The organism is Nocardioides epinepheli (assembly GCF_037936805.1).
Lineage (GTDB): Bacteria > Actinomycetota > Actinomycetes > Propionibacteriales > Nocardioidaceae > Nocardioides.
In genome coordinates, this window is record NZ_JBBMMC010000004.1 from 44,646 (window position 1) to 70,789 (window position 26,144).

The following is a 26,144-nucleotide window of genomic DNA, read 5'->3' on the forward strand; positions in this document are numbered from 1 at the left end:
GGGCAAGATACCGAGGGGTAACCCCCTGTCCAGGGGTCTGTGCCGAAGGTCACGCGAGCCCGGCAGAGGCGAGTCGGCTCAGGCGTGCGCCGACTCGGCAGGCTGGACCAGCTCGACGAGCACGCCGCCGGCGTCCTTGGGGTGCACGAAGTTGATCCGGGAGTCGCTGGTGCCGCGGCGCGGCTCGTCGTAGAGCAGGCGCAGGCCGCGCTCGCGCAGGATCGCGCTGACCTGCTCGACGTCGGTGACGCGGTAGGCGATCTGCTGGCAGCCCGGGCCCGAGCGGTTGAGGTACTTGGCGATCGTCGAGGTCTCGTCCAGCGGGGCGAGCAACTGGACACACGAGCCGGAGTCGCCGACGGCCATCATCGCCTCGCGCACGCCCTGCTCGGCGTTGGTCTCCTCGTGGGCCAGGCGCATCCCGAGGACGTCGCGGTAGAACGCGATGGCCTCGTCGAGGTCGGGGACGGCCATCCCGACGTGGTCGATGGCGACGAACAACGGCTCGGGGATCTCCAGCGGTGCGCTCATGCGCGTCATTGTGGACGCCGCCGCCCGGCCGCGGCGAGGGCTGTGACCTATGACTCATCGCACGGCCCGCTGCCGGCCTCCCACGTCTCCGCGCGGCGTGGGTATGGTCACGAGAAGCACCACTCTTCTCATTCTCTCGTGCGGAGGCAGTCATGTCCGGATCCGTCATCGTCGCCGGGGCTCGCACCCCGATCGGTCGCCTGCTCGGCGGCCTCGCCTCCCAGTCGGTCGCCGACCTCGGGGGAGTGGCCATCAAGGGCGCCCTGGAGAAGGCCGGCATCTCCGGCGACCAGGTCGACTACCTGATCATGGGCCAGGTCATCCAGGCCGGCACCGGGCAGAACCCGGCCCGCACGGCCGGACTGGCCGCGGGGCTGCCCACCGACGTCCCGTCGATCACGATCAACAAGGTGTGCCTCTCGGGCCTCAACGCCATCGCCACGGCCGACCAGATGATCCGCGCCGGCGAGGCCGACGTCATCGTCGCCGGCGGCATGGAGTCGATGACCAACGCCCCGCACCTGCTGCCGAAGTCGCGCACCGGCTTCAAGTACGGCGACACGACCCTGGTCGACTCGATGGCCTACGACGCGCTGTACGACCAGACCACCCAGCAGGCGATGGGCTCGCTCACCGAGGACTACAACTCCTCGCGCACCCAGCTGACCCGCAAGGAGCAGGACGAGTTCGCGGCGTCCTCGCACCAGAAGGCGGCCGAGGCCTGGAAGAACGGCGTGTTCGACGAGGAGGTCGTGGCGGTCTCGATCCCGCAGCGCAAGGGCGACCCGGTCGTGGTGACCCAGGACGAGGGTGTACGCGGCGACACCACCGCGGAGTCGCTGGGCAAGCTACGTCCGGCCTTCAGCAAGGACGGCACGATCACCGCCGGCTCGGCCTCCCAGATCTCCGACGGCGCGTGCGCGGTCGTGGTGATGAGCAAGGACAAGGCCGAGGAGCTCGGGATCGAGTGGCTGGCCGAGATCGGCGCGCACGGCATGGTCGCCGGCCCCGACTCGACCCTGCAGATGCAGCCGGCGAACGCCACCGCGAAGGCCTGCGAGAAGGAGGGCATCGCGCCGACCGACCTCGACCTGGTCGAGTTCAACGAGGCCTTCGCCGCGGTCGGCATCGAGTCGACCCGCGCCCTTGGCCTCGACCCGGAGAAGGTCAACGTCAACGGCGGCGCGATCGCGCTCGGCCACCCGGTCGGCATGTCCGGTGCGCGCGTGGTGCTCCACCTCGCACTCGAGTTGAAGCGTCGCGGCGGCGGCATCGGCGCGGCCGCGCTGTGCGGCGGCGGCGGTCAGGGCGACGCGCTGATCGTCCGTGTCCCGAAGAGCTGAGTCCGCCACCGATCTGGTCGCGCGCGCCCGGGACGGGGAGTCCCGGGCGATCGCCCGGCTGATCTCGCTCATCGAGGACGAGTCGCCACGGCTGCGCGAGGTCACTGCGGCGCTCGCGCCGCACACCGGCCGTGCACACGTGGTGGGTCTGACCGGCGCACCCGGCGTCGGCAAGTCGACGTCGACCAATGCCCTGGTCGCGGCGTTGCGCGCCGACGGCCGACGCGTCGGGGTCCTCGCGGTGGACCCGTCCTCGCCGTTCTCCGGGGGTGCCCTGCTCGGCGACCGGATCCGGATGGGGGAGCACGCACTCGACGAGGGCGTCTACATCCGCTCGATGGCCGCCCGCGGCCACCTCGGCGGGCTGTCGTGGTCGACCCCGCAGGCGGTGCGCGTGCTCGACGCGGCGGGGTTCGACGTCGTGCTGGTCGAGACGGTCGGCGTCGGCCAGAGCGAGGTCGAGGTCGCCGGGCTGGCCGACACCACCGTCGTCCTGCTGGCCCCGGGGCTCGGTGACGGCATCCAGGCCGCGAAGGCCGGCATCCTCGAGATCGGCGACGTCTACGTCGTCAACAAGGCCGACCGCGACGGCGCCGCCCAGGTGGCGCGCGACCTGCGCTCGGCCCTCGCGCTCGCCGAGCGTGAGGAGGGCGCCTGGCGGCGTCCGGTGCTCAAGACAGTCGCGCAGACCGGCGACGGCGTCGAGGCGGTGGTCACCGCGCTCGGCGAGCACCACACGTGGTCGATCGAATCCGGCGAGCTCGGCCGCCGCCGGGAGCGCCGCGCGCGCGCCGAGATCGAGGCGATCGCCGTCGCGGCGCTTCGCTCGCGGTGGGCCGACCTCGGCGGCCACACCGAGCTCGCCACCCTCGCGGCCGCCGTCGCAGCAGGAGAGATCGACCCGTACGCCGCCGCGGACCGGCTTATCCACAGCTGACTCGCCCAAGGTGACGCTGACCCGTCAGCTATAGCTGACGGGTCAGCGAAAATGCGGCGGTCGGTCAGCGCAGGTGGAGGTCGACCCAGACGGCGCGGTGGTCGGAGGAGGGGAACGGGTACTCGCCGGTGAGCCGCGAGAGCGGGTCGGACGGCGTCGGCCAGAACACGCCGGCGTCGCGGATCCGCAGGCCGCGCGAGGGCAGGACGTAGTCGGCGCGCAGGTTTCCGGGCGCCGGGGAGTCGGCGAAGTCGGCGGTGTCGAAGGCGGGGTCGCCGCGTTGGGTGAGGTTCGCGCCGCCCTGGCGTGCGCTCGCCTCCGGTCCGCCGGCCGACGTCGGCAGCGGGTCGGTGATCCGGCGGTGGTCGAGCAGCTGGTCGACGGCGGCCGCGACCGAGTCGCCGTCGAGCGGATCGGCGTTCTGGTCGCCGGCGATCACGAATGAGGCACCGCGGGGGAGTCCGCCGCGACGTCCCTGGTCGTCGTAGAGGTAGCGGGCGTCGCGACCGCCGGAGACGTAGTCGGCCCAGAGCCGGATCTCGTCGTGGTTGCGCCGGCCGTTGCGATCCTCGGGACCGTCGAAGGTCGGCGGCGTGGGATGCGAGACGAGGAAGTGCACCCGTTCGTGGCCGATCCGGATCGGCACGTCCCAGTGCGACTTGCTGGACAGCCGGAGCGCGGCCTGCTCCTCGCGAGAGTAGAAGTCGGTCGGCATCAGGTTGCCCGGCATGTCCTGCCAGCGGAAGTGCTGGAAGGTGCGGACCTTGCGGGCCTCGATCGGGTAGCGGCTGAGCACGACCATGCCGTACTGACCCTCGAAGTCGCCGAAGCCGTAGGCGTCGTTGCCGCCACCGACCGTCCCGTTGTTGTCCAGGTCGAAGCCGCTGGGGATCCCGGTGTTCGACGGCGCCAGGTAGGCGTAGCGGTAGTCGATCGGCGCGGCGCCGTGGTGCCCCACCTGGAGGTAGTTGCGGCGGAACAGGTCGACCGCCGAGCCGTCGGCGACGTAGTCGAACTCGTTGAGCAGCACGACGTCGGGGCGGGTGCGCTGGATGATCTCGGCCACCGCAGCCGCCTGGGCGTTGTCCGGGGTCGAGAGGTCTCGCACCAGCTGGCCCTCGGTGGCGCGGTTCAGGGAGGCGTTGAAGGTCTGGAAGCGGACGGTCTGTCCGTGCCCACCGTGGTGCCCGTTGTGGTGACCGCCGGGCTGCCCGTCGGCAGCCGCGGGGACGCCGGCGAGGAGGCCGGCGCCGAGTAGCAGCAGGGAGGAGAGGGCAATCAGCCGTGGCAGCCGCACCCGAGGAGATCCAGAGAGCCGAGTCATGTCGCTCACCCTGCCACGCGCCGGGGACGGGGGCCGCTGCGAGCGAGTGAACGGCCGGTGAAGCCGGTCGGCGTCCGACCCTGGACCGGTCTTACTAGGATCGGCGTCATGACGCAGCAGCCGTTCTCCCGTGGCGCGATCGACCTGTCCGCACTCAAGCGACCTGCCGCAGGCTCTGGCGGTGCGCCGGGCGGTGGGGGAGTCGCCGGGTCCTACGTCCTGGAAGTGACGACCGAGAACTTCCAGCAGGTCCTCGAGATGTCGATGACCGCCCCCGTCCTGCTCGTGCTCTTCTCCCGCACCCGGATGCCCGAGAGTGGTCAGCTCGCCGACGACATGGCCACCCTGGCCGGCGAGTTCGAGGGACGGTTCCTGGTCGGTCTGGTCGACGTCGACACCTCGCCGCAGATCGCCCAGGCCATGCAGGTGCAGTCGATCCCGCTGGTGGTTGCGGTACTCGACGGGCGACCGGCGCCGTTGCTCCAGGACGTCGTCCCGCTCGAGGAGCTGCGCACGGCGCTGACCCAGGTCGTCCAGGGCCTCGCGGCTCAGGGGATGACCGCCCGCCACCAGCCGCTGAGCACCGGCGGCGGCGACGAGGACGGCGACGAGGAGGGCGGCGACCCTCGCTACGCGGCCGCTGAGGACGCGCTGGCCCGCGACGACATCGACGGAGCCGTCGCCGAGTACCAGAAGCTGATCGACGCCAACCCGGCCGACGCCGAGGCCGCCGCCGGCCTCGCGATGGCGCAGGTGCTGCAGCGGACCCAGGGCGCCGACGCCGACGCGGTCCGGGCTGCCGCCGACGCCGCCCCGGCCGACGTCGACGCGCAGACGCTGGCGGCCGACGTCGAGCTCGCCGAAGGGCGTCCCGTGGAGGCCTTCGGCCGGCTGATCGAGCTGGTACGCATCACCTCTGACAAGGACCGCGACCGTGCCCGCGAGCACCTGATCGGCCTGTTCGCCGCGGTCGGCAACGACGACCCGACGGTGCTCCAGGCACGCCAGCGGCTCGCCTCGGCCCTGTTCTGAGGTTGTCCTGAACCCCCCTGGCGCGCGGCAGGTCACCAGCGCGGTACGCGACTTCGGCTACGGCGCCGGCTGCCTGCCGCGTGGATGGCAGCTGCTGCGCACCCGGCCGAAGCTGTTCGTCCTCGGCATGGTGCCGGCCTTCGTGGTCTTCTGCATCCTCTCCGCCGCGTTCGTGCTCCTGGTGCTCAACCTCGGAAACGTCACCGCGTGGCTGACTCCGTTCGCCGACGACTGGACCGAAGCGATCCGCACCCTCGTACGCGTCCTGCTCGCGGTAGCGATCGTCGTCGGATGCGTGATGCTGTGGTCGGCGACGTTCACCGGCATCACCCTCACCGTCGGAGATCCGTTCTACGAGCGCATCTGGCGGGCCACCGAGGAGATGATCGGGCCCGCCAAGCTCGGCGACGGCGTCGGGTTCTGGCGCTCGGCCCTCGACGGGCTCAAGCTGGCGGTGGTCGGTCTGGGGTTCTCGATCCTGGTGCTGTGCAGCGGGTTCATCCCGGTCATCGGCCCCGTGTTCGGCGTCGTCCTCGGCGTCGTGCTCTCCGGCAGGCTGCTCGCCCGCGGCCTGCTCGCGAGGCCGATGGAGGCACGTGGCCTCGACGGCGCCGCGCAGAAGGAGCTCCTGCGTCCCTATCGCCGCGCCGTGCTCGGCTTCGGCGTCGTGACGCAGGCCTGCTTCCTCGTCCCGTTCGGTGGCGTGCTGGTGATGCCGGTCGCCGTCGCCGGCGCCACGGTGCTGGCCCGCGAGATCCTCGACGACCTCCCGGCGCTGCCGTACGCCGCGGTCAAGGGCTAGAAGGTCTTCGACCCCGCCGCAGTACCGTGCCGCAGTGAGCTCGGAAGGCGTGACGACGCCCGTCCTGCGCGCCCTCGGAGGTTGAGCAAGCCGGGCGGGCGAGGAACGATCCCGGCCGGCGCCGACGAAACCTCGCAACCGACCTCGGGAACGCTGGCAAGGGAGGGTTGCCGGGGTTTCGTCGGCGCTCGCTGGCGCTCGCTTGCTCAACCTCCGGCCGCGGAGCGTGCCGGTGGCCCCGCCGGTGGTGGCGGGGTGTCGGGGCGGGGTGGTCAGGGCTCGGCGAGTGCCGGGGTGGGGCCGAGGGGGGTGGTGCCGTGGTGGTCTCGGGGGTAGGCCGTGCCTGAGGGCACGGTCCACCGGTAGGACCCGGGATGCTCGACGAGGTAGCGCCACGCACCGTGGGTCTTCGCCCGGTGATGACGACGACACAGTGGGGCGAGATTGCAGGTACAGGTCGCGCCACCGCGACTGTGGGGGCAGACGTGGTCCAGGTCGCAACGGCTGGCCGGCTTGTGGCAGTGCGGGAACACACACGTCAGATCACGCAGTTCGATCTGACGGCGGAGCCGGTCGGGGGCCTCGTAGGCCTCAACGTGGACGGTGTCGTTGAGGTCGATCACGGGACGGAGGAACACCTTCGCCGCGCTCCCGACCCATTGGCGGATGGTCTCCACGGTGACCGGACTTCTGGTGGTCTCACACCTTCCGACGTCGCGTGAGTCTTGGTGGAGGTGCACCACGACCGACGTCCCGCGCCCGAGATCGAGGGCCTGGTCGCCGCGAGCGAGGTCACCGAGTGCCATGGACCGCCTCGCGTCGAGGGTGTCCTCGCAGCCGGAGTCGGCCAGGCGTTTCGCGCCGTCGCGGAGGGCTTGTTCGAGGGCGTGGGCATCCGGTGCGGCGAGGACCGCATCGACCGGCACGTTGCCGTCGGTGTCGGTGAGGTGGAAGTCGATGATCACCCGACGCCGGTCGGGCTGGTCGTCCTTCACGTCCTGGGGTGAGAACCGGAGGATGGCCTCCTGGACCAGCCGGCGGATCTGGACCAACGAGATCTTGGTGACCGCTTGGGCGAGTCGCTGGTCGACATAGGCCGCGCCCTCGACCGGGAGCGCGATGGTGGCGCGGGCGATCTTGCGGGCCTTCCACACCACCAGTCGTCCGGCGGTGACCGCGGCCCACAGCCTGGGGAGGCGCTGCCGCAACTCGAGGGCCTCACCGAGGTAGGCGCACCCCGACTCCGAGGACAGGCCCAACGCGGCGGCGAGGTCGTAGGCCGCGAACTCCTCGACCACCGGCGCACCCCGGCCGGCCAGATGCAGCGGGCACTCCCCGAACGACATCCGGTCCGGCACGTCGTCCTCGTTGTCGATGGTGTGCTCGGCCGCCCACGCCAGCACCGCGTGGAGTTTGGCGACCTCGGCCTCGCGTACCACCGTCTCGGCGGCGCGGACCGCGGCGAGGGCCGGGTCGGCGTGGCGGGTGGTTGTGGGCATGTCTGATTCTACCGCGGTTTGCGTTGATTCGCCAGTGTGTTCTAGTGAGGGTGTGGGTTGGTTCTCGATGGTCGGGTCGGCTTGTGGGCGCCGGGGTTTCGTCGGCGCTCGCTTGCGCTCGCTTGCTCAACCTCCGGCGGCCTGGCCGCACGTCGGCTGCGGGGTTTCGATCAGTCAATGGGCGCTCGCTGGCGCTCGCTCGCTCAACCTCCGGCGACACGGCGCGTCGACTGCGGACCGGTCAGGGGTGGCCGCGCAGGCGGCGGCGCGGGCGGAGCCCGTGCCGGCAGCGCGTCGGACCAGCCGATCGAGCGAGGCTCGCGGTCAAGGACGGCGAAGCCGCCACGCAGTGGCGCGAGCGCAGCGAGCGTCCTTGACGGCGAGACTCGGTCGGCTACGCGCGCGGCCACCCCACCACCCTGGTCAGCGGATGCACCGAGGCAACAAGAGCCCGCCACAGTCTCGCAATCGGTCGCCGGGGTTTCGTCAGCGCTCACTGGCGCTCGCTTGCTCAACCTCCGGCGGCTGGCGCTCGCTCGCTCAACCTCGGGTGTCGAGTCGATCGGGGTGGTGGACCACGGCGGAGGGACGGTGGGGGTCCAGGAGCTCGGTGAGGCCGATCCGCTCGAAGCCGGGGAGGAGGGTGTCCATGCCTCCGCGCAGCTTCGCAGCCCACTCGTCGGCGTAGAGCGGGACGAGGGCGAGCAGCTCGATGGAGGGTCTGGCGTCGCGATGGATGGTGCGGAACTCGTCATCCAAGACGATCGGTGGCAGCACCGCCATGGCGCAGAAGTCTGTGCTCGCCGAGTACGGCGTAGGCGGCTCGCCGTGGGGGATGCCGTGCCAGTAGCCGAGCCAGGTGTGCCGCTGCTGCGGCAGGCGCGCCAGGAGGCGCAGCTGCTCGATCGGCCACGCGGTCGACGCGGCGGTCAGGGACCAGTCGGGCGGCAGCATCAGCATCAGCTCCACGAACCCGAACCCGTGCTCGCGCTGCGGGGGCGGGATGTGCTGCTCGACGGCGCTCATCCCGCAGGTCACCAGTGTCTGGTAGGGGTGCTCGGGCGTCGGCGCCACCACCAGGACGTCGAGACGCCGGCCGACCGGCCTCATGTCGCGCAGCACTGAGGTGACCGCCCCCAGGTGCCGCTCCAGGTGAGCCGTCATCGCCGCCTCGAGCTCCATGGCGCGGAGCGTAGGGCATCACGGCAGCCGACAGAACACCCGAGTCAGGCGAGTCGACGCTGCATGGCAAGCCGGACGACGGCGGCGTCAGCGTGCCGATGACGTCCGCGTCGGCCTAGTCGACCCAGCGCCGGGCGAAGATGTCGGTGATGACTCCGACAGCGCCGCCAGCAGGGCGCGGACGGCGGGGGAGTCGCTCATCGTGCGGCGATGGACGACGACGACGTCGCGGGTGGGCACCGGGTCGCGTGCGGGGATCGCGACCAGCTGCTCGCCCAGGGTCGCGCGGCCCAGGCGGGGTACGAGTGCGATGCCGAGACCGGCGCGGACCAGGGCGAGGTGCGAGTCGAACTCCATTGACTCGTGGGCGATGCGCGGACGACGTCCGGTGCCGTCGTACATGCGACTGAGCCACTGGCGACAGATGGTCCCATCGGGCGTGGCGATCCAGTCCTCCTCGACGAGATCGGCAGGAGTGAGCACTGCTCGCTGTGCGAGCGGGTGATCGCGATGGAGGATGACGTCGGCCTCGTCATGGCCGATCGAGCATCGCGCCACGTGCTCTGGCATGTCGATGGGGACGTCGCCCCACACGTGTACGACGCCGACCTCGAGTTCACCGGTGGCGACCAGGCCGACCGCGTCCCACGGCTCGCACTCGACGAGACTGATCCGCAGGTCTGGGTGCTCGTCTAGGAGGCGCCGGACCACGGGTGCCACCAGGCCGCGCATCGCGGTGGAGAACGCGCCGAGTCGCAGGTGCCCGGCGACCCGCTCGGTGCGCCGGTGCAGGCCGGCCTCGACCTCCTCGAGGTCGGCGAGCAGCCGCCCGCCGGCGTCGACGAGGTGACGTCCCTCGCCGGTGAGCATGACGCCGCGGCCCACCCGTTCCAGGAGCGCGACACCGGTGTCGCGCTCGAGCCGCTTGACCTGCTGGGAGACCGCGCTGGGCGTGAAGCCGAGCGACTCGGCCGCGGCCACCACCGAGCCGTGCCGATCGACCGCCCGTAGCGAGCGCAGCGCGTCGAGATCGATCATGTACGAACACTACCGAATAAGATGCAGGATCATTCGCTGGTGCTTCACGGTTTCGGTGTCGACACTGGAGCGGTGAACCGCCGCGACTCCCTCCTCGCCGCCTTCGTGGCGACCATCTGGGGCTTCAACTTCGTCGTCATCGACTGGGGCATGGACGGCGTGCCGCCGCTGCTGTTCGCAGCGATCCGGTTCACGGTCGTGCTGCTCCCGGCGATCTTCCTCCTCCCACGCCCCGACCTGCCGTGGCGCACGCTGGCGGCGGTGGGGGCGTTCATGTCGCTGGGCCAGTTCGGCTTCCTCTACGTGGCCATGGACGCCGGGATGCCGCCCGGTCTCGCTGCGCTCGTGCTCCAGGCCCAGGTCATCTTCACCGTCGCGATCGCTGCCGGAGTGCTGCGTGAGCGACCCACCGCGACCCAGACGCTCGGCGTGTTGGTGGGCAGTGCCGGACTGGTCGTCGTCGGCCTCGGGCGCGGCGGGCACGTGCCCCTGACAGCGCTGGCGCTGTGCCTGCTCGGGGCGCTGTCTTGGGGGATCGGCAACGTCGTCTCCCGCGCCTCGGGGGCCAGCGGCGGCCTGGCGCTGACGGTGTGGTCGGCCGCGGTGGTGCCCGTGCCCCTGTTCGCGCTCTCGCTCCTGGTCGACGGCCCCGCCGCCGTCGCCGCCGGCCTGGGCGCCTTCGGCTGGCAGGCTGCTCTCTCCACGCTCTACACCGCGGGCCTGGCGTCCCTGGTGGGCTACGGGATCTTCAACACCCTGCTCGGCCGCAACCCGTCGGCCGCCGTGGTGCCGTGGGTGCTGCTCGCGCCGGTCGTCGCGATGGCCTCGGCCGCCGTGCTGTTGGGCCAACGCCCGAATGCCGCCGAGACGGTCGGCGGGGTCGTGATGGTGCTGGGAGTCCTGGTCGCGCTCAGGCCCGCGCGGTCAGGGATCCGGTCACGAGACCGGGCGCCCGCTCTCGGTGAATGCCGGGACGCCGGAGACGGCGGCACCGAGCGCCGCCTCGACCCGGCGTGCGGTGAAGTCGGTGCACCGGTCGACGGCCTCCTCGAGGGTGCAGAACCGCGCGGTGCGGATCTCGCGGGCCTCGTGGACGATCCGGTCGGTGATCGAGGCCGGGTGGACCCCGCCGTCGAAGACGAGGCACAGGGCGTCGTCCCAGCCGCCCCACGGCGGTAGCCAGTCGGTGAGCAGGAGCGGTCCGGCGTCGATGGTGAGTGCGAGCTCCTCGGCGACCTCGCGGCTGACCGCGACCCGCGGCGACTCGCCGACCTCGACCACGCCGCCCGGCAGATCCCAGTCCTGCTTGTAGGTGAGCTGGCACAGCAGCACCCGCGCTTCCGACTCCGGGGAGTCACGGATGAGCATCTGCGCGATCGCCCGCTTGCGCGGCAGGAACGAGTTCAGCAGCGCCCGGAAGGCGCCCGGCTCGCTCAGCGGCGGGTCCGAGGCCAGCCGGGCCAGGACGACGTACTCCTCGGCCTCGGGGCGATCGCCCGTGCCGGCCACGACCCGCTCGATGCCTTCGCGGCGCAGTCCGCTGCGATTGGCCACGCGCAGCGAGGAGGCGTTCTCGGGCTCGATCCGCGCCTGGACGCGGCTCAGGCCCCGGCCACCCTGGTCGACCGCGGTGAGGGCCCAGTCGGTGATGCTGCGGACCGCCCGCGCGGCCCACCCGTGGCCGCGCTGCCCGGCGTAGAGCCAGTAGGACAGCTCGCCGGTGTGCTCGCCGACCGAGCGCAGCTCGACGGTGCCCACTGGGGTGCCGTCGACGTCGATCACGAAGCTGAAGCGTCCGTCGTCGGGCCCGTCGCGCCAGCCACGGACCACCTCGCGCCAGCGGTCCAGGCTGGGCCGGTCGGCCTCGCCGAACCAGTAGCGCACCTGCTCGTCGTGGCCCTCCCAGGTCGGCTCCACGTCGCTCTCGCGCCACGGTCGCAGCGTGACGACGCCGTCGGTGAGCGTCGGCAGGGTGCCGGGGGACTCGGGATCGGTGCTCACCACCTCAGGCTAGGCCGTGGCTCCCAAACGCCTGGCAGCGCCACCGCCGCGCAGGACGCGGCTGGCTCGGCGCCGGTGCGACCGAATCAGAAGTACTGCTCGGAGGCTCGGGTGACCTCGGCGAAGGTCGAGGTCGAGCCGTCCTCGTGCAGCAGCAGGACGGCATAGGGCTCGAAGTCGTCGCCCGCCTCCATTCCCGGGCTGCCTACCGGCATGCCGGGCACGCTCAGGCCCCGTGATCCGGCCGGTCGATCGGCCAGGTAGGAGGCGAGGATCGGGGCCGGCACATGGCCCACGAACAGCGCGCCGCTGCTGTGCCGGGTGAGGTGACAGGACTGGACGTCGGCGGCGACGTCGTGCGCGGCGAAGACGTCGTCGAGAGAGTCCGGGTGGTCCACGGTGACGGTGAACCCGCTGTCCTCCGCGTGCTCGATCCACCCACCACAGCAGCCGCACGTGGGGTCCTTCGACACGGCGAGGTCGCCGCCCACCGGCGTCGCGGAGCCGCCCTGCGCCGGAGTGCGACTCGGCGTCGAGGGCCGGCTCGGCGCCTCGGACCCGCAGCCCGACAGGGCGATGGCACCACCTGCCAGCGCCAGTCCGATCAAGCCACGTCGACCCGTCCGCATGCCCATGCCGGGACCATAGCCAGTGGTCCCAGTGCGGAGGTCCTAGGCCGGATCCGACGCCTCGACCGCCACGGTGCGCGCCTGCGCGGCCGCGCCCTCGGCGGACTCCTGCGTCGCCTCCACGTCCGGCTCGCGCCGCAGCCACAGCGTCCCGAGCGGAGGCAGGACGACGTCGGCGTGGGCCGGCATGGAGCCGTGCTGCCCCTCGACCGCGGTGACCGAGCCGAGGTTGCCGACGCCGGAGCCGCCGTAGACGTCGGCGTCGGTGTTGACCACCTCGCGCCAGACCCCCGCCGAGGGGAGACCGACCCGGTAGCCGTCGTGGGGGATCGCGGCGAAGTTGCTCACGCACACCAGATCGGGGTCGGTGGCCGGGTCGGCGGCGCGCCGCACGAAGCTGTAGACGTTGCGGCCCGCGTCGTCGGCGTCGATCCAGGCGAAGCCCTCCGGCGACCCGTCGAGCGCCCACGCGGCCGGGGTGTCGGCGTAGGTGTGGTTGAGGTCGCGGACCAGGTCGGCCAGGCCCCGGTGCTCGGGGTGGTCGAGCAGCCACCAGTCGAGCTCACGAGACTCCGCCCACTCCGACTCCTGGCCGAGCTCGGAGCCCATGAAGAGCAGCTGCTTGCCCGGGTGGGCCCACATGTAGGCGTAGTAGGCCCGCAGCGTGGCCAGCTGCTGCCAGCGGTCGCCGGGCATCTTCCGCAGCAGTGAGCCCTTGCCGTGCACCACCTCGTCGTGCGACAGCGGCAGCACGTAGTTCTCGCTCCACGCGTAGGTGATCGCGAAGGTCATGTCGTGGTGGTGGAACTGGCGGTGCACGGCCTCGCGGTGGAGGTAGTCGAGCGTGTCGTGCATCCAGCCCATGTTCCACTTGAAGCCGAAGCCCAGGCCGCCCTGCGACGTCGGCGCGGTGACGCCGGGCCACGACGTCGACTCCTCGGCGATGGTGCAGATGCCGGGCACGCGCCGGTAGACCGTGGCGTTCATCTCCTGGAGGAACTGCACCGCCTCGAGGTTCTCCCGGCCGCCGTACTTGTTCGGCTCCCACTCGCCCACGTTGCGGGCGTAGTCGAGGTAGAGCATCGAGGCGACGCCGTCGACGCGCAGGCCGTCGCAGTGGAAGACCTCCAGCCAGTACAGCGCGTTGGCGTAGAGGAAGTTGCGCACCTCGGGCCGGCCGAAGTTGAAGATGTGGGAGCCCCACTCCTGGTGCCAGCCGCGCTGGGGGTTGGGGTCCTCGTAGAGCGGGGTCCCGTCGAACCGGGCCAGCGCCCACTCGTCGGTGGCGAAGTGCCCGGGCACCCAGTCGAGGAGGACGCCGATGCCGGCCTGGTGTAGCCGGTCGACCAGGCGGCGGAACCCGTCGGGATCGCCGAAGCGCGAGTCGGGCGCGAAGTAGGACGTGACGTGGTAGCCCCACGACCCGCCGAACGGGTGCTGCATGACCGGCATCAGCTCGACGTGGGTGAAGCCGAGCTCGGACAGATAGGGCACCAGCCCGTCGGCCATCTCGTCGTAGGACCAGAACCCGCCGCCGGGATGCCGCTTCCACGAGCCGAGGTGCATCTCGTAGATCGACATCGGCTCCGCGACCGGGTTGCGCTCGGCCCGTGCGGCCATCCAGTCCGAGTCGCCCCACTCGTGGTGTGACTCGAAGACGCGGGAGGCGGTGCCGGGCGGCACCTCGGACCACGAGGCCATCGGGTCGGCCTTCTCACGCCAGGTGCCGTCGGCGCCGAGCACGGCGAACTTGTAGGCCGCACCGCTGCCCACACCGGGCACGAAGAGCTCCCAGACCCCCGAGGTGCCGAGCTGACGCATCGGGTGCTCGCGGCCGTCCCAGCTGTTGAAGTCGCCCTTGACCCGCACCGCTCGCGCCGAGGGCGCCCAGACGGCGAACGACGTCCCGACGATCTCCGCGTCCGGATCGTCGGGCAGCGGCTCGGCGTAGCGGTGCACCCGGGCGCCGAGCACCTGCCAGAGGTTCTCGTGACGCCCCTCGTTGACCAGGTGCAGGTCGATCTCGCCGAGGGTGGGCAGGAATCGGTAGGGGTCGTCGACCTCGGTCTCGCCCTGCCCGTAGTCGACGACGACGCGGTAGCCCGGCACCGACTCGGCGGCCACGGCTCCGACCCAGATGCCGCCGTGCTCGTGCTCCAGCGGCACCTCGGTGTCACCGAAGCGCACCGCGACCCGCTCGGCCAGTGGCTTGAGGACCCGGAAGGTGACCGCGCCCTCGCTGGGGTGCGGACCGAGGACGGCGTGGGGGTGTCCGTGTTCGCCCCGCACGATCTGCTCGAGCTCGCCGGAGTCGACCTGCGCCGGCAGGGGGACCGCCGGTGAGGGTGAGGAGGGCACCGGGGAGTCGGGCGAGGCGGGGGAGGCTGGGGGTTGCTCGGGAGTGGTCGGCATGGTGGCTCCGATCCTGGCGATGGCGGCGAGCGGGATCTCCACCCACGTGGGTCTGTTGCGGGTCTCGTAGACCGCCTCGTAGACGGCCTTGTCGGCGACGTAGGCGTCGACGAGGGTCTGCTGCTCGGGGGTGAGCGCGCCGCCGGCATAGGCGGTGAGGAACGCGCGCTGGCTGCGGTCGGCCCACTCCTGCCCGTGCTCGGCGCGCGCCACCCCGGGGTGAGCGGATGCCGCGGCGGCCGGGGCGTAGTCGAAGGAGCGCAGCATCCCGGCGACGTCGCGCCAGGGGGAGTCGGGCAGGACCCTTTCGGCCAGGGTCTTGGCGGGCTCGCCCTCGAAGTCGACGATCTTCCAGCCGCTCGGCGTGCGCAGGGTCTGGCCCAGGTGCAGGTCGCCGTGCACGGTCTGGACGTCGATGTGCGGCAGCGCTGCGAGTGCGTCATAGGCGGCGCGCAGGGCGGGAGCATGCGGCGCCAGCCCGGGCACGATGCCGAGCGCGGACTCCAGCCGAGCGCTCATCGCCGCGGCCAGGGCGGTCGGCGTGGGCGAACGCGGGTCGTCGGCGCCGATCGGCAGCTCGGCGCGCAGTGCGCTGTGGACCTCGCGCAGCGCGCCACCGAGGCGGGCGGCGTCGGCGGTGAAGTCGCCCGGTGCGCGGTCGGGGCCGGACACGCTCGCCAATGCGAGGTCCCAGCCGTCGGTGGCGCCGCGCAGGAACTGCTGGAGCATGCCGAGGTGGGTCCCGCCCAGCGACACCCAGCCGTAGAGCTGGGCCACGTGGGGCGAACCGGCCCGGGTGAGCGCCTCGTGCACGGTGATGTCGGGGTTGGCGCCCGGGGTCACCTTGCGGAACAGCTTGAGCACCGAGGCGTCGCCGAAGACCACCGAGGAGTTCGACTGCTCACCGGCGAACAGCGAGCCGGCCGCGTCGACGTCGAGATCGAGGCCGGGCAGCCGGTGGAAGCGCAGCGCACCTGCGCGGGCCGCCTGGTCGTCGGCGGTCTTGAAGCTGCGCAGCCACAGCGTCGTCGAGCGCGGATCGTGGAGCGCGTCGTAGGCGTGGACCCGGCCGGACGCGGGGTCGTTCCACGTCCCGACGTGGGCGCCCTCCAGCGCGGGCATCGCCGCGGGGTAGTAGGCCAGCGGGACCTGGTAGACCTCGCGCTCGTTGTCGGCGTACTCGACGGCGACGAGGAGCACGTCGACCACCGGGGCGTCGTCTCGGACGATCTCGTCGCCGGCTGCCCCGAGGCGTCCGACGCTACGAGCGCCGGTGATCTTGAACGTGCGTCCCTTGCCGCCGAACCAGCGAGCCTGAGCGAGGAAGGGCGCGAGGATCGCCGGGTCGAAGGGGGCGTCGACGGGAGTGGGGCCCGGCCCCATCAGGGCCGCCGGATCGTGAGGATGTGGGCCGGCTCCTCGAAGGGGTCGAGCCGGACGTAGTTGTGCTCGCCCCACGTCCAGTCGACACCGGTCAGCTCGTCGTGCACGACGAAGGTGTCGCCCCAGTCGAGACCGAGGGCCGGCAGGTCGAGGTGCACGGTGGTCTCGCGAGCGGCGTGAGGATCCAGGTTGAGCACCACCAGCACCGTGTCGTCGCTGCCGTCGGACGACTCGCTTCCGCCGGGCGCGCCCGCGGTGCCCGCGCGCTTGGAGAACACCAGCACGTTCTCGTCGTCGGCACCGTGGATGGCCAGGTTGCGCAGCTGTTGGAGGGCGAGGTGATCGCGGCGGATCTGGTTGAGCCGGGTCAGGTACGGCGCCAGGGAGCGCCCCTCGGCGTCCGCGGCCTCCCAGTCGCGGATCCGGATCTGGTACTTCTCCGAGTCGAGGTACTCCTCGCTGCCGGGCTTGACCGCCACGTGCTCGAACAGCTCGAACCCGGCGTAGACGCCCCAGCTCGGCGAGCTCATCGCCGCCAGGGTGGCGCGGATCTTGAAGGCCGCCGGACCGCCGTACTGGAGGTACTCGTGGAGGATGTCGGGGGTGTTGACGAAGAAGTTCGGGCGCATCACGTGGTCGGACTCCGAGCTCACCTCGCGCAGGTACTCCTCGATCTCCCAGCGCTCGGTGCGCCAGGTGAAGTAGGTGTAGCTCTGGTGGAAGCCGATGGCGCCCAGGCCGTGCATCATCGGCGGCTTGGTGAACGCCTCGGAGAGGAAGATCACGTCGGGGTCGGTGCGCCGGACCTCGGCCAGCAGCCACTCCCAGAAGGCGAGCGGCTTGGTGTGGGGGTTGTCGACCCGGAAGATCCGCACCCCGTGCTTCATCCAGAGCCGCACCACGCGCAGGACCTCCCGGCAGATCCCGGTGGGGTCGTTGTCGAAGTTGACCGGGTAGATGTCCTGGTACTTCTTGGGGGGGTTCTCGGCGTAGGCGATGGTGCCGTCGGCGCGGGTGGTGAACCACTGCGGGTTGCTGGTGACCCACGGGTGGTCGGGAGCTGCCTGGAGGGCCAGGTCGAGCGCGACCTCGAGGCCCAGCGCCCCGGCGCGGGCGACGAAGGCGTCGAAGTCGTCGAAGGTGCCCAGGTCGGGATGGATCGCGTCGTGGCCGCCGAAGCGGCTGCCGATCGCCCACGGTGAACCGGGGTCGTCCGGGCCCGGAGTCAGGGTGTTGTTCGGGCCCTTGCGGTTGACCTCGCCGATGGGGTGGATCGGCGGCAGGTACACGACGTCGAAGTCCATCGCGGCCACGGCGTCCAGTCGCTCGGCGGCGGTGCGGAACGTGCCGCTGACGACCTTCCCGGTCTCCTCGTCGAGGTAGGCGCCCTCGGAGCGGGGGAAGAACTCATACCAGCTGCCGAACAGCGCGCGCTGCCGGTCGGCGTAGGCGCGGAAGGGTCCGACGACGGTGAGCAGGTCGCGCAGCGGGTGCGCGTCGAGGGCGGCGCTCACCTCGTCCGAGAGCAGCTGGGCCAGGCGCGCCTCGGGGGGCCGACCGTTGTCGCCGGCGTCGAGGGCGGCTGCGAGCGCGGCCTCGAGCACCGCGCGGTCGGCGGTGGCCTCGGCGGGCAGGTCGGCCAGCACCCGCTCGAGCAGCAGCCCCGCTTCGGTGAACATGAGCTCGACGTCGATGCCGGCCGGGACCTTGATCCCGGCGGCGTGACGCCAGGTGGCGACGGGGTCGGACCAGGCGCGCACCTCGAAGGTCCAGGGCCCGGGCTCGTCGGGGGTGACCCAGGCGACGTAGCGGTCCACGGGGTCGGCCAGGCGCACCATCGGCACCGGCGGACGCCGCTCGCCGGCGGGGGAGGTGAGGACCACGTCGGCACCGAGGGCGTCGTGCCCCTCGCGGAAGATCGTGGCCGAGACGGGGAACGCCTCGGCGGCCGTCGCCTTGGCAGCGAGTCGTCCGAGATCGACGACGGGATGCACGTCCAGGATGGGGATACGACCGACCATGTCCTCCACCCTTGCGGTTCGCTCCCGGCCGTGCAAGCCGACCGGGTCGCTGCCGCGCGGCCTCGGTGGACGATTTCTTGGATCGATCCAAGAAATGTCGGTACCGTCGGCTCGTGCGTGCCATCCGTCGATTCATCGTCCGCCCCGTCCTGCCCGCCGCCCTGGCTCCGCTCGCCGAGCTGGCCGGGAACCTGCGCTGGTCGTGGCACCCCGAGACCCAGGACGTCTTCGCCGAGGTCGATCCGGACCTGTGGGAGTCCACCGGCCGCGACCCGGTGCGTCTGCTCGGCGCGGTCAGCCGGGAGCGCTTCGCCGAGCTCGCCGACGACGCGGCGTTCCTCGAGCGGCTCGGCCGGGCCCGCTCGGACCTTGAGACCTATCTCACGGGCGAGCGCTGGTACCAGCGACGCCTGGCCCCGGGCACCGACGAGGCCGCACCGGGCCCACGGGCGATCGCCTACTTCTCACCCGAGTTCGGCATCACCGCCGTGCTGCCGCAGTACTCCGGGGGTCTCGGCATCCTCGCCGGCGACCACCTCAAGGCCGCCAGCGATCTCGGCGTCCCGATCATCGGCGTCGGCCTGCTCTACAAGCACGGCTACTTCAAGCAGTCGCTCTCGCGCGAGGGCTGGCAGCAGGAGACCTACCCGGTCCTCGATCCCGACGAGCTGCCGATCTCGCTGCTGCGCGAGCCCGACGGGCGGGGCGCCACGATCGCGATCCAGATGCCCGACGGGCCCGACCTGATTGCCCGGATCTGGGTCGCCAGCGTCGGGCGGGTGCCGCTGCTGATGCTCGATACCGATGTCGAGGGCAACCCCGATCACTACGTCGACATCACCGACCGGCTCTACGGCGGCAACTCCGAGCACCGGCTGCGCCAAGAGCTGCTGCTCGGCGTCGGGGGCGTCCGTGCGCTGCGTGCCTACGCCCGGATCACCGACACCCCCGCGCCCGAGGTCTTCCACACCAATGAGGGCCACGCCGGCTTCCTCGGTGTCGAGCGGATCCGCGAGCTCACCGTGGCCGAGGACGGCCCGCACCTCGACTTCGAGACCGCGCTCGAGGTCGGGCGCGCCTCCACGGTCTTCACCACCCACACCCCGGTGCCCGCGGGCATCGACCGGTTCCCCCGCTCGCTGGTGGAGCAGTACCTCAACGTCGACGCCGGCGCGACCCCCGGCGTCCCGACCGAGCGGATCTTGGCCCTCGGCGCCGAGGACTTCGCCGACGGCGACGCCTCGGTGTTCAACATGGCCGTGATGGGCTTCCGACTCGCCCAGCGCGCGAACGGCGTCTCGCGGCTGCACGGCGAGGTGAGCCGCGGCATGTTCCGTGGCCTGTGGCCGGCCTTCGACGAGGCCGAGGTGCCGATCGGGTCGATCACCAACGGCGTCCACGCCCCCACGTGGGTGGCGCGCGAGGTGATCGCGCTAGCGGCCTCGCAGGGCGCCGACCCCGACGGCGACGACGACACCGACGCCTTCTGGGACGCCGTCGACCGGGTTCCGGGGGGCGAGGTCTGGGCGGTCAAGCGGGTCCTGCGCGAGCGGCTGGTCCACGACGCCCGGCGCCGGCTGGCGAAGTCGTGGGAGAAGCGCGGCGCGGCCAAGGCCGAGCTGAAGTGGATCGAGGACGCGCTCGACCCCGACGTGCTCACCATCGGCTTCGCGCGCCGGGCCGCCTCCTACAAGCGGCTGACCCTGATGATGCGCGACCAGGAGCGGCTCAAGGCGCTGCTGCTGGACCCGCAGTGCCCGATCCAGCTGGTGATCGCGGGAAAGGCGCACCCCGCCGACGACGGCGGCAAGAAGCTCATCCAGGACATCGTCCGGCTCTCCGACGACCCCGAGATCCGCCACCGCATCGTCTTTCTGCCCAACTACGACATCGCGATGGCCAAGCCGCTCTACCCCGGCTGCGACGTGTGGCTGAACAACCCGCTGCGGCCCTACGAGGCCTGCGGGACCTCTGGCATGAAGGCCGCGCTGAACGGCGGCCTGAACCTCTCGGTCCTCGACGGGTGGTGGGACGAGTGGTACGACGGCGAGAACGGCTGGGCGATCCCGACCGCCGACGGCGTCGACGACGTCGACAAGCGCGACGACCTCGAGGCCGCGGCGCTCTACGACCTGATCGAGAACGAGGTCGCCCCGCGCTTCTACGACCTCGACCACGACGGCGTCCCGACCCGCTGGGTCGAGATGATGCGGCACACGCTGAAGTCGCTGGGCCCCAAGGTGCTGGCCACCCGCATGGTGCGCGACTACACCCGCATGCTCTACGTGCCGGCCGCCGTCAACGCCCGCGCCCTGAACTCCGACTACCACGGCGCTCGCGAGCTGGCCGCCTGGAAGGCACGGGTGAAGGCGGCCTGGCCCGAGGTGCGCGTCGAGCACGTGGAGACCAGCGGCGTCGGCGACGCCGCCGAGGTGGGGGGAGTGCTCAGCGTGCGTGCCTTCGTCTCTCTCGGCTCGTTGAGCCCCGAGGACGTCGAGGTGCAGCTGGTCCACGGCCGCGCCCGCTCCGACGACACCCTCGTCGACACCGAGACCCTGGACCTGACCGCCGCAGAGACCTACGAGGGCGGCCGGTTCCGCTTCGACGGCTCCTTCACCCTCGAGCGCAGCGGGCCGTTCGGGTACACCGTCCGGGTCGTGCCGCGCAACGGGCTGCTCAGCTCCTACGCCGAGCTCGGGGTCGTCGCCGTCGCCTGATCCTGGGCCGGCCGGTCAGATCGGGCAGGCGGGCACCGGCAGCGATGCGGGTCCCTGGATGAACAGGTTGGAGATGTAGCCGGCGATCGGGCTGGAGATCTTGGCCCAGCGGTCGTTGGTCATCCCGTCGTAGGTGACCGTCTCGCCGATCGCCTCGCACACGACGTAGACCGTGGTCGGGTTGGCGAGGTTCCCGACCGGCGTCTGGGTCGTGTCGGGGGAGGGACGCACGTTCACGCCGGTCGCGTACATGTGGAACGGCGTGCCCTCAGGAGGCTGCGGCGGGTCACCACCCATGGCGGCAGCGACGTCGGCGCGCATCGCGTCGAGGTCGATGAACGAGGGGTCGATCTTCCCGCTGGTGCTGGTCTCCCGGTGCCCGCGGGCATAGGACGCGTCACGGCCGAGCTGGGTGAGCACGGCGGCGGTCGCGGCCACCGAGGCGCTGTACTGCGCCGGCGTCATCTCCTGTACCTGCCCGCCGCCGCCATCGCCGGCGTAGTCGATCTCCCACCCGATCAGCATGGTGTTGCCGTCGCCGGCGGGGATCGGGCCCGAGCCGCCGCTGCGGCCGGCGTGGTTGGCACGGTTGCCGCAGATGACGTGGAAGACGCCGTTGTAGTCGACCAGCGCCTGGCACAGCGGCCCGTCGAGGTCGGGGCGCCCGTTGATGCAGATGTTCAGCGCAGGAGCCGGGTTGCTGGCGCTGCTGGGCGCGGCGGTGTGGTGCCACAGCACGCCGATGGGATCGAAGCTCGACCCGGTGCTGCGCGCCATCCAGTCGCCCTCCTCGACGACCTGGACCCCGGCCCCGCGAAGGACGTCAGCGAGCCATGAGATCGGCACGGGTCACCGCCCCACTCTCGATCAGGTCGGCCATGCACTCGGCCTTCGGTGTGGCCTTACCGGGTGCGGCGGCGTTGCCGGGTGCGGCGGAGGCGTCGGCGGACGTCGCGGTCACGGCGAGCAGCACAGGGGCCGCCGCCACCGCGCCGAGGCCGGCGAGGAACTGTCGTCGGTTGGCTGGCATATCGCCATGCCAACACGGATCGGCAGGCCTGGGGTGAGGGGATCCCCTTGACCTCGTGATCGAAGGTCGGGGTGGCCGACGCCGGCGTCTGGTCGGCCGGGACCTCCGGGATTTCCCCGGTCGACCGGGGAAGTATGAACTTGACGGGCGATATCCCGGCCCCCAAGTTCATGGATCGGCCGCCCAGTCGGCTCCGCGGCCACGGCCCGACCGCTAGGTGGCACGCACCTCGCGCAGGACGACGACGCACGGACCGGGCAGGGTGAGCGTCTCGCCGGCGTGGACCTCGCGACCCACCTCGATCGCCGGGTCGGTGGCTAGGACGACCTCGCCGGTGTGGGCCCAGTGGTTGCGCGGGAGCAGCAGGTCGACCGGGTCGGGGCCGCTGTGGAACCAGAGCACGAAGGAGCGGTCCGACTGCTGGCGTCCGTGCCGGTCGGGAGCGCGCAGGGGCGAGCCGAGGATGAAGATGCCGAGGGTGTTGAGGGCCGGATCGTGCCAGTCGGGCGCGGCCATCTCGCGTCCCTCGGGGTGCAGCCAGGCGACGTCCTTGGGGCCGCCGACGATCGTCGGGCGGCCCTCGAACCAGTGCCGCTGCCGCAGCGCCGGGTGCTCGCGGCGCAGCCGCAGTGCGGCCTTGGTGATCTCGTAGACGTCCAGCCAGGCGTCCTCGGCACGCCAGTCGACCCATGAGATGTCGTTGTCCTGGCAGTAGGCGTTGTTGTTGCCGCGCTGGGTGCGGCCCCGCTCGTCGCCGGCGGTGAGCATCGGGACGCCGTTGCTCAGGCACAGCGTCGCCATCAGGTTCGCCGCGCGCCGCCGGCGGCGGGCGATGATCACCGGATCGTCGGTGGGGCCCTCCACGCCGCAGTTGTCGGACCGGTTGTTGTCGGTGCCGTCGCGGTTGCCCTCGCCGTTGGCCTCGTTGTGCTTGTGGTCGTAGCTCACCAGGTCGCGCATCGTGAAGCCGTCGTGGGCGGTCACGAAGTTGACCGAGGCATAGGGCGAGCGGCCGTCGTCGGCGTAGAGGTCGGAGGATCCGGCCAGTCGCGTCGCGACGTCGCGGATGCCGGAGGAGCGTCCTCGCCAGTAGTCGCGGATGGTGTCGCGGTACTGGTCGTTCCACTCCACCCACGGCGGCGGGCACTGACCGACCAGGTAGCCGTCCATGGTGGCGTCCCAGGGCTCGGCGATCAGCTTCACGTTGCGCAGCACCGGGTCCTGCCCGACGGCGGCCATGAAGCGCGAGCGCATGTCGACGTCGCGGTCGGTGCGCGAGAGCGCGGAGAGGAGGTCGAACCGGAAGCCGTCGACCTGCATCTCCTCGGCCCAGTAGCGAAGCGAGTCGAGGATCAACCGCAGAGCGAAGGGGTCGTTGGTGTCGACGGTGTTGCCGCAGCCGGTAGCGTCCCAGTAGACGGCCTCGCCGTCGGCGGTGGTGCGGGTGTAGAAGCCGGTGTCGTCGATGCCGCGGAACGACAGCGTCGGTCCGTCGGCGCCGCCCTCGGCGGTGTGGTTGTAGACGACGTCGAGGAAGACCTCGAGCCCGGCGTCGTGGAAGGCCTTCACCATCGCCTTGAACTCCGTGACCTGCTCGCCCCGCTCGCCGGAGGAGGAGTAGGCGTTGTGCGGCGCGAGGAAGCCGATCGTGTTGTAGCCCCAGTAGTTGGTGAGCCCGCGCTCGGTCACGGCCGGCTCGGAGAGGAACTGCTGGACCGGCAGCAGCTCGACGGCGGTGACGCCGAGGTCGCGCAGGTAGTCGGTGACGGCGGGCGTGGCGAGCCCCCCATAGGTGCCGCGCAGGTGCTCGGGCACCCGGTCGTGGAGCTCGGTCATGCCCTTGACGTGCATCTCGTAGATCACCGTGTCGCGCCAGCGCCGGCGCTTGGGCCGTTCGCCGCCCCAGTCGAAGTGATCGGGTGCGACGACGACCGAGCGCGGCACGAACGGCGCCGAGTCCAGGTCGCTGCGCAGGTCGGGGTTCTGCGGGTCCGCGCCGTAGATGGCGGGATCGACGGTGAGAGTGCCGCTCACCGCGCGTGTGTACGGGTCGAGCAGCAGCTTGGCCGGGTTGAAGCGCAGCCCGGCGGCAGGGTCCCACGGTCCGTCGACGCGCACGCCGTACCGGGTCCCGGGTGCGATGCCGGGGAGCGCGCCGTGCCAGGTGCCGAGGGTGCGCTCGGTCAGCGGGTAGCGGGTCTCGCGCCCGGCGCCGGTGTCGGCGTCGTCGAACAGGCAGACCCAGACGCCGGTGGCGTGGGGGGCGTGGACGGCGAAGTTGGTGGCCTCCTCGGTCCAGGTGGCTCCGAGCGGCTCGTGCCGGCCGGGCCACACCTCGGCCTGCTCGCCGATCTGCTTCCACACTCCCGGGCTCATCGCTCGCCCATGATAGGGCCGCCTCGCCGGACCTCGCCCCGTCGGCCATGATGGGCGGACCGCACCACGCGGATGCGTGGACCGGACGAGGAGAGGATGAGCGGCCGTGGCCGAAGCAGGATCCAACACAGCGGAGTTCGTACGGCTCGAGGTGACCGACGGCGTCGGCACCATCCGGCTCGACCGGCCCAAGATGAACGCGATCAGCGTGCAGGTGCAGGCCGAGCTGCGCGCCGCGGCGGCCGAGGCCACCGAGCGTGACGACGTCCGGGCGGTGGTCGTCTACGGCGGCGAGCGCGTCTTCGCCGCCGGCAACGACGTCAAGGAGATGGCCGACCTCTCCTACTCCGACATGGTGCGGATCTCGGCGTCGGTCTCCTCGGCCACGACCGCGATCGCCAGGATCCCGAAGCCGGTCGTGGCCGCGGTCACCGGCTACGCGCTCGGTGGCGGCTGTGAGCTGGCATTGGCCGCCGACCACCGCATCGCCGCCGACAACGCCACGTTCGGCCAGCCCGAGGTCCTGCTCGGCATCATCCCCGGAGCCGGCGGCACCCAACGGCTCGCGCGACTGGTCGGCCCGAGCCGGGCCAAGGACATCATCTTCACCGGCCGCTTCGTCAAGGCCGACGAGGCGCTGGCCATCGGACTGGCCGATCGCCTCGTCCCGGCCGAGGAGGTCTACGACGCAGCGGTGGCCTGGGCCGCCCAGTTCTCCGGCGCCGCCGCGCTGGCGATCCGGGCCGCCAAGGAGTGCGTCGACCGCGGCCTGGAGACCGACCTGGACACCGGTCTGGAGATCGAGCGGCAGCAGTTCGCCGCGATGTTCGCCACCGAGGACCGCGAGCGCGGCATCTCCTCGTTCGTCGAGAACGGACCGGGCAAGGCCACGTTCGTCGGGCGCTGAGGCCGTCGAGCGACGGGCGCACCCGGACCGGTGTGTCCTATCTCGCACCGGATCCCGCGGTGGACCGGTAGACCGATTCCGTCGGCGCGGCGGTAACCTGCGAGCGTCGCATCATCTCGGGCCACGGCCCGCCGAGTGCATCAGGAGGGGCTCTTCGGAGCCACACCACCATGAACATTGTCGTCTGTGTCAAGCACGTCCCCGACGCCACCGGTGACCGCCGGTTCGAGGCGGACAACACCGTGGACCGGGTCGGAGTCGACGGCCTGCTGTCCGAGCTCGACGAGTACGCCGTCGAGCAGGCTCTCCAGCTCAAGGAGAAGCGCGAGGGCGAGGACATCACCGTCACCGCGCTGACCGTGGGGCCGGAGAAGGCCGTCGACGCGGTCCGCAAGGCCCTGCAGATGGGTGCCGACCAGGGCGTCCACGTCATCGACGACGCCGTCGCCGGCTCCGACTACCTCGGCACCTCCCTGGTGCTGGCCAAGGCGGTCGACAAGATCGCCGCCGAGCAGGGACCGGTCGACCTGGTGCTGCTCGGCATGGCCTCGACCGACGCCTCGGGCGGCGTGGTCCCGGCCATGGTGGCCGAGCGCCTGGGCCTGCCGCAGGTCACCCTCGCCTCGGTGGTCGAGACGCAGGGCGACCAGGTCCGCATCAAGCGCGACGGCGACACCGCCACCGAGGTGATCGGCGGCACGATGCCGCTGGTGCTCTCGGTCACCGACCAGTCCGGCGAGGCCCGCTACCCGTCGTTCAAGGGGATCATGGCGGCCAAGAAGAAGCCGCTGGAGACCTACACGCTCGCCGACCTCGGCGTCGACGCCGGTGAGGTCGGCCTGGGCGCGTCCTGGACCGAGGTCGTCGAGACCGCCGAGCGGCCGCCGCGCACCGCGGGCGAGATCGTCAAGGACGAGGACGGCTCGGGCGCCTCGGCGCTGACCGAGTTCCTGGCCTCGAAGAAGTTCATCTGAGTCCGG

At 71.7% G+C, this 26,144-nt stretch carries 19 protein-coding genes and 2 pseudogenes; 8 read left to right on the forward strand and 13 right to left on the reverse strand.

Annotation, left to right across the window (positions count from 1 at the left end):
- Positions 1–78: 78 nt before the first annotated feature.
- Positions 79–531: a methylmalonyl-CoA epimerase gene (gene mce, locus WMR31_RS06860; RefSeq protein ID WP_340538043.1), complete on the reverse strand. Its 453-nt coding sequence runs from the start codon at positions 529–531 to the stop codon at positions 79–81.
- A 152-nt stretch (positions 532–683) separates the two neighbouring features.
- On the opposite strand from mce, the gene WMR31_RS06865 reads away from it, so the two are divergent.
- Together WMR31_RS06865 and meaB are read left to right on the forward strand one after the other, a co-directional pair.
- A complete protein-coding gene (locus WMR31_RS06865) occupies positions 684–1,874 on the forward strand; it encodes an acetyl-CoA C-acetyltransferase (RefSeq protein ID WP_340538044.1) in 1,191 nt (396 codons plus the stop codon).
- The gene (gene meaB / locus WMR31_RS06870; protein ID WP_340538045.1) at positions 1,858–2,811 is read left to right on the forward strand and encodes a methylmalonyl Co-A mutase-associated GTPase MeaB; all 954 of its coding nucleotides are present in this window, start codon (positions 1,858–1,860) and stop codon (positions 2,809–2,811) included. The genes WMR31_RS06865 and meaB overlap by 17 nt, the downstream gene beginning before the upstream one ends.
- A 64-nt stretch (positions 2,812–2,875) precedes the next feature.
- Here meaB and WMR31_RS06875 read toward each other — a convergent pair whose 3' ends face one another.
- Entirely contained in the window at positions 2,876–4,135 is a 1,260-nt protein-coding gene (locus tag WMR31_RS06875; RefSeq protein WP_340538046.1) for an endonuclease/exonuclease/phosphatase family protein, read from the reverse strand.
- Between the two features lie 108 nt (positions 4,136–4,243).
- Here WMR31_RS06875 and WMR31_RS06880 point away from each other — a divergent pair, with 108 nt between their 5' ends.
- Together WMR31_RS06880 and WMR31_RS06885 are read left to right on the forward strand one after the other, a co-directional pair.
- Complete coding sequence (locus WMR31_RS06880; RefSeq protein ID WP_340538047.1) at positions 4,244–5,167, forward strand: co-chaperone YbbN; 924 nt, start codon at positions 4,244–4,246, stop codon at positions 5,165–5,167.
- 73 nt (positions 5,168–5,240) lie between these two features.
- Positions 5,241–5,969 carry an EI24 domain-containing protein gene (locus tag WMR31_RS06885; protein ID WP_340538276.1) on the forward strand — a complete coding sequence of 243 codons (729 nt, stop codon included), beginning with the start codon at positions 5,241–5,243 and terminating at the stop codon, positions 5,967–5,969.
- 272 nt (positions 5,970–6,241) lie between these two features.
- Here the strand turns inward: WMR31_RS06885 and WMR31_RS06890 are convergent, their stop codons facing one another.
- The 3 genes from WMR31_RS06890 to WMR31_RS06900 form a co-directional block, all read right to left on the reverse strand.
- Entirely contained in the window at positions 6,242–7,468 is a 1,227-nt protein-coding gene (locus WMR31_RS06890; protein WP_340538048.1) for an HNH endonuclease signature motif containing protein, read from the reverse strand.
- A 540-nt stretch (positions 7,469–8,008) separates the two neighbouring features.
- Entirely contained in the window at positions 8,009–8,650 is a 642-nt protein-coding gene (locus tag WMR31_RS06895; RefSeq protein WP_340538049.1) for a suppressor of fused domain protein, read from the reverse strand.
- Between the two features lie 87 nt (positions 8,651–8,737).
- Complete coding sequence (locus WMR31_RS06900) at positions 8,738–9,688, reverse strand: LysR family transcriptional regulator (protein WP_340538050.1); 951 nt, start codon at positions 9,686–9,688, stop codon at positions 8,738–8,740.
- Between the two features lie 21 nt (positions 9,689–9,709).
- On the opposite strand from WMR31_RS06900, the pseudogene WMR31_RS06905 reads away from it, so the two are divergent.
- Positions 9,710–10,588: pseudogene (locus WMR31_RS06905) on the forward strand (EamA family transporter); the annotation flags it as partial.
- A 36-nt stretch (positions 10,589–10,624) separates the two neighbouring features.
- Here WMR31_RS06905 and WMR31_RS06910 read toward each other — a convergent pair.
- The 5 genes and pseudogenes from WMR31_RS06910 to WMR31_RS06925 all read right to left on the reverse strand — a co-directional run bounded on the left by WMR31_RS06910 (position 10,625) and on the right by WMR31_RS06925 (position 18,134).
- The gene (locus WMR31_RS06910; RefSeq protein ID WP_340538051.1) at positions 10,625–11,689 is read right to left on the reverse strand and encodes an NUDIX hydrolase; all 1,065 of its coding nucleotides are present in this window, start codon (positions 11,687–11,689) and stop codon (positions 10,625–10,627) included.
- Between the two features lie 86 nt (positions 11,690–11,775).
- The gene (locus WMR31_RS06915) at positions 11,776–12,324 is read right to left on the reverse strand and encodes a DUF411 domain-containing protein (protein ID WP_340538052.1); all 549 of its coding nucleotides are present in this window, start codon (positions 12,322–12,324) and stop codon (positions 11,776–11,778) included.
- A 36-nt stretch (positions 12,325–12,360) separates the two neighbouring features.
- Positions 12,361–14,730: a 1,4-alpha-glucan branching protein GlgB gene (gene glgB, locus WMR31_RS22135; RefSeq protein WP_445321615.1), complete on the reverse strand. Its 2,370-nt coding sequence runs from the start codon at positions 14,728–14,730 to the stop codon at positions 12,361–12,363.
- Positions 14,731–15,780: 1,050 nt separating this feature from the next.
- Positions 15,781–16,113, reverse strand: a pseudogene (locus WMR31_RS22140) (maltokinase N-terminal cap-like domain-containing protein); the annotation flags it as partial.
- Positions 16,113–18,134 carry an alpha-1,4-glucan--maltose-1-phosphate maltosyltransferase gene (locus tag WMR31_RS06925; RefSeq protein WP_340538054.1) on the reverse strand — a complete coding sequence of 674 codons (2,022 nt, stop codon included), beginning with the start codon at positions 18,132–18,134 and terminating at the stop codon, positions 16,113–16,115. The pseudogene WMR31_RS22140 and the gene WMR31_RS06925, both read right to left, overlap by 1 nt.
- A gap of 113 nt (positions 18,135–18,247) precedes the next feature.
- Here WMR31_RS06925 and glgP point away from each other — a divergent pair, with 113 nt between their 5' ends.
- Positions 18,248–20,851: an alpha-glucan family phosphorylase gene (gene glgP / locus WMR31_RS06930; RefSeq protein WP_340538055.1), complete on the forward strand. Its 2,604-nt coding sequence runs from the start codon at positions 18,248–18,250 to the stop codon at positions 20,849–20,851.
- 15 nt (positions 20,852–20,866) lie between these two features.
- Here the strand turns inward: glgP and WMR31_RS06935 are convergent, their stop codons facing one another.
- The 3 genes from WMR31_RS06935 to glgX form a co-directional block, all read right to left on the reverse strand.
- A complete protein-coding gene (locus WMR31_RS06935; protein WP_340538056.1) occupies positions 20,867–21,697 on the reverse strand; it encodes an N-acetylmuramoyl-L-alanine amidase in 831 nt (276 codons plus the stop codon).
- Positions 21,675–21,881 carry a twin-arginine translocation signal domain-containing protein gene (locus WMR31_RS06940; RefSeq protein ID WP_340538057.1) on the reverse strand — a complete coding sequence of 69 codons (207 nt, stop codon included), beginning with the start codon at positions 21,879–21,881 and terminating at the stop codon, positions 21,675–21,677. Before WMR31_RS06940 ends, WMR31_RS06935 begins: the two co-directional genes overlap by 23 nt.
- 213 nt (positions 21,882–22,094) lie before the next feature.
- Positions 22,095–24,257 carry a glycogen debranching protein GlgX gene (glgX, locus tag WMR31_RS06945; RefSeq protein ID WP_340538058.1) on the reverse strand — a complete coding sequence of 721 codons (2,163 nt, stop codon included), beginning with the start codon at positions 24,255–24,257 and terminating at the stop codon, positions 22,095–22,097.
- A gap of 106 nt (positions 24,258–24,363) precedes the next feature.
- Between glgX and WMR31_RS06950 the strand changes: the two genes are divergently transcribed.
- Together WMR31_RS06950 and WMR31_RS06955 are read left to right on the forward strand one after the other, a co-directional pair.
- The gene (locus WMR31_RS06950) at positions 24,364–25,164 is read left to right on the forward strand and encodes an enoyl-CoA hydratase/isomerase family protein (protein WP_340538059.1); all 801 of its coding nucleotides are present in this window, start codon (positions 24,364–24,366) and stop codon (positions 25,162–25,164) included.
- Between the two features lie 170 nt (positions 25,165–25,334).
- Positions 25,335–26,138 (forward strand): electron transfer flavoprotein subunit beta/FixA family protein, encoded by an 804-nt coding sequence (locus WMR31_RS06955; RefSeq protein ID WP_340538060.1) that lies wholly within the window; start codon positions 25,335–25,337, stop codon positions 26,136–26,138.
- Positions 26,139–26,144: the final 6 nt, after the last annotated feature.